This window comes from Reyranella sp. CPCC 100927 (genome assembly GCF_007859315.1).
Taxonomy (GTDB): domain Bacteria; phylum Pseudomonadota; class Alphaproteobacteria; order Reyranellales; family Reyranellaceae; genus Vineibacter.
In genome coordinates this window covers 1-3624 of record NZ_VOHA01000054.1, presented here as the reverse complement: position 1 = coordinate 3624, position 3624 = coordinate 1, and the positions used below count along the sequence as shown (strand labels likewise).

Genomic DNA, 3624 nt, shown 5'->3' with positions numbered 1-3624 from the left:
ACGGCGCGAGCGGCAGCACCCTGCCGGCCGGCGCGCTTCTTGGCGGCCGCGGCGGCGATGGCGGCAGCGGCGGGACCGGCAGCGGCGGTGGCGGTGGTGGCGGCGGCGAAGGTGGCTATGGCGCGTCCCTGACAGGGACCGCGACAGTGACATCAGGCCAGACCGTCACGGGTGGCATCGGCGGCAATGCCGGCAGCGGCACCGGCGGCCCCTACGACGGCGGCGGCGGCGGCTCGGGCGGCAATGGCCTGTCGGCGACCGGCAGTGTGATCATCACCAACAACGGCACCATCACCGGCGGCAATGGCGGGATCGGCGGCAACGGCAGCCCGGGTGGCGCGCTGGGCTACACGTCCTTCGCCGGCCGGGGCGGCGATGCCGGCCACGGCGCGACCCTGATCGGCGGCACGCTCGAGAACACCGGCACGATCACCGGCGGCAACGGCGGCCTGGGTGGCACAGGCCTGATCGGCAGCGGCGGCGCCGCCGGCCGGGGCGATGTCGGCAGCGGCGGTTTCGGCGTCGCCGGGATCAATGCCACCATCATCAACAGCGGCACGATCTCGGGCGGCTTCACGTTCGATCCGACCGGCACCGAGCAATTCCGCAGCCGCGCCATCGTCTTCGCCGGCGGCACCAACCGCCTGGAACTGCGGGCCGGGTCGGTGATCAACGGCATCGTCGACGCCAGCGGCGACAGCACCCTGGCCCTGGGCGGGTCGACCAACAGCAGCTTCGATGTCGGGCAGATCGAAGCCGGCCGGATTGTGGGTTTCCAACGCTACGAGAAGACCGGCAACAGCACCTGGACGCTGACCGGCACCACGACCGAAGTCACGCCCTGGACCGTCAACGGCGGTCGGCTGGTCATTGCGTCGGACGGCAGCCTGGGTGACGAATCGGGGACGCTGACGCTGGCCAGCGTACTGCGCACCACCACCGCTCCCATCACGACGGCGCGCGCCATCGTCACGACCAGCGTCAGCGCCGGAATCGAGACCGACGCCGACCTGATCTTGACGGGGAGTCTCAGCGGTACCGGCGCCATCACAAAATCTGGCGCCGCAACCCTGACGATGACCGGCAGCAGTACCTATGATGGCGTTGTCATTGTCATCGCCGGCACCCTGGCTGTGTCCGATGGCGGCCAGCTGACGGTGACTCGGCCCGTCAGTATGATGGGTAGCAGCACCCTGGTCGTTCCGGGCTCGAGCGCAGTCTTGCAGACGTCCTCCCTGGTCCTGGGCCATGGCGGCACGCCCACGGTGCGCATCATCGATGGCGGCCGCGTCACGGTTCAGGGTCTTCTCGACCTTTGGGCCAATGTATCGACCGTCTCCGTCTCCGGCCAGAACGCCATCCTGGCCTTCAACGACCTCCATACCAGCGCACCGCAAGCGACGCTGAGCGTCAGCGCGGGCGGACGGGTCATCTCGAATGGCGCGGTCACGCTCGGCTTCAACGGATCGGGTACGATCACCGTCACCGGTGCCGGGTCGGTGTGGGACCATGTCAGCGCCACCGGCATGATCATCGGCGATGCAGGTTCCGGAACGCTGACCGTGGCCGACGGCGGCCTTGTCTCCGTCGCCAACGGCACCGGCACCCTCACTGTCGCAAGCCGCCTCAGCGGGAGCGGCGCGTTGAATATCGGCGCCGCCGCCGGCACGACGCCCGTCGCGCCCGGCACGATCCAAGCGGCCACGGTTCAGTTCGGCGCCGTCCCGATCGGCAACGGCACCGGCGCCATCACCTTCAACCACACCGGCACGGATTACACGTTCGCACCGGCCATCTCCGGCAAAGGCGCCATCAACGTCCTGGCCGGTGTCACCATCCTCACGCCCGACAGCAGCGCCTTCACCGGCACCACAACCGTGTCGGGCGGCACCCTGCGCGTCGACGGCAAACTCGGCGGCACCGTCAACGTCACCACCAACGGTACGCTGGGCGGCATCGGCACCCTCACCGGGCCCGTCGCCATCGGCGCCGGCGGCACATTGTCGGCCGGCGCCAGCCCCGGCACCCTCACCGTCGGCACACTCACGCTCAGCCCGGGCTCGACCTCGCGATTCGAGCTGAACTCGCCCGGCGTCGTCGGCGGCGCCACCAACGATCTTGTCGTCGTCACCGGCAACCTCACCCTCGGTGGCGCCCTCGACGCCCAGGTCGCCGCCGGCGGTTACTATCGCCTCTTCAACTACGGCGGCACGCTCGCCGGCGCCTTCGACACCACCACCGTCACCGGCACCGGCGGCTTCACGCCGGCGCGACAGCAGGTCGAGACCGCCATCCCCAACCAGGTCAACCTCGCCGTGGTCGGCGCCGGACAGACCCTGCAGTTCTGGGACGGCGCCGACAGCACCGGCAACGGCAGCGTCGACGGCGGCACCGGCACCTGGACCAACACCGGCACCAACTGGACCGGCCAGCCCGGACAGGCCGGCATCAACGGTACCTGGGGTGGCTCCGTCGGCGTCTTCGCCGGCACCGCCGGCGCGGTCGCGGTCAGCGGCACGCAGGCGTTCGACACGCTGCAGTTCTCCACCACCGGCTACACGCTGACCGGCGGCACGCTCACGCTGGCGCCCGCCACCGGCACCACCGGCACCATCAATGTCGAGGCCAACGTCGTGGCCACCATCGGCTCGGTGATCGCCGACGGCACCGGCACCAACCTCAACAAGATCGGTGCCGGCACGCTGATCCTCAACGGCGTCAACACCTACAGCGGCGGCACGACGATCGCCGCCGGCACTTTGCAGATCGGTGACGGCGTCACTCCCGGGTCGATCATCGGCAATATCGTCAACGACGGCGTGCTGGCATTCACCAACAACGCCAACGACACCTTCGCCGGCGTGATCTCGGGCGGCGGCAGCGTGCAGGTCAACGGCGACCTCGTGATCCTCGCCGGCGCCAACACCTACACCGGCGGCACGACGATCAACGGCGGCACGCTGAGCATTGCCGCCGACAACAATCTCGGCAGCGTATCGGGCGCCCTGACGATCGGAGTGGGCACGCTGCTCATCACCGCGCCGTTCACGACGGCGCGCGCCGTCGCGATGGCGGGCGGCACGATCCAGAGCGATGCCGACCTGACCCTGACCGGGACCATCAGCGGCACCGGCGGCGTCACCAAGACCGGCGCCGGCACGCTGACCGTGACCGGCACCAACAGCTACAGCGGGACGACGCAGATCGCCGCCGGCACCATGGCCGTCGCGAACGGCGGCAGCCTGGCGAGCGGCAGCGTGGTCGTGAGCGGTGCGACCGGATCGAACGCCACCCTGCGCGTCGATGGACCGAATTCGACCTGGCAGGCGCCGGAGATCACCGTCGGCAGGTCCGGCACCGGCACGGTGACCGTCACGAATGGCGGGCGTGTCGTCACCACGATTCTGGGCGCTGGCGACTCTGGAACAAGCGGGAACGGGACAGGAAGCGTCACTGTTTCCGGCACCGGCTCCACCGTGACCGCAGGCGATGTGCTGACCTACGGCGGCCCCGGCTCGTTTACGGTCAGCAACGGCGGGCGCATCGTCTCCAGTGGCACCGCCGCTGCCGGCAACAATCCCGGCGGCCAGGGCACCTTCGTGGTCACGGGCGCCGGATCGGTCT

General features: G+C 70.0%; 1 protein-coding gene. It reads left to right on the top strand.

The window, feature by feature from the left end:
- Positions 1-3624, top strand: a 3624-nt coding sequence (locus FQU96_RS41880; protein ID WP_178131210.1) for an autotransporter-associated beta strand repeat-containing protein, incomplete at both ends; no start/stop codon positions are given.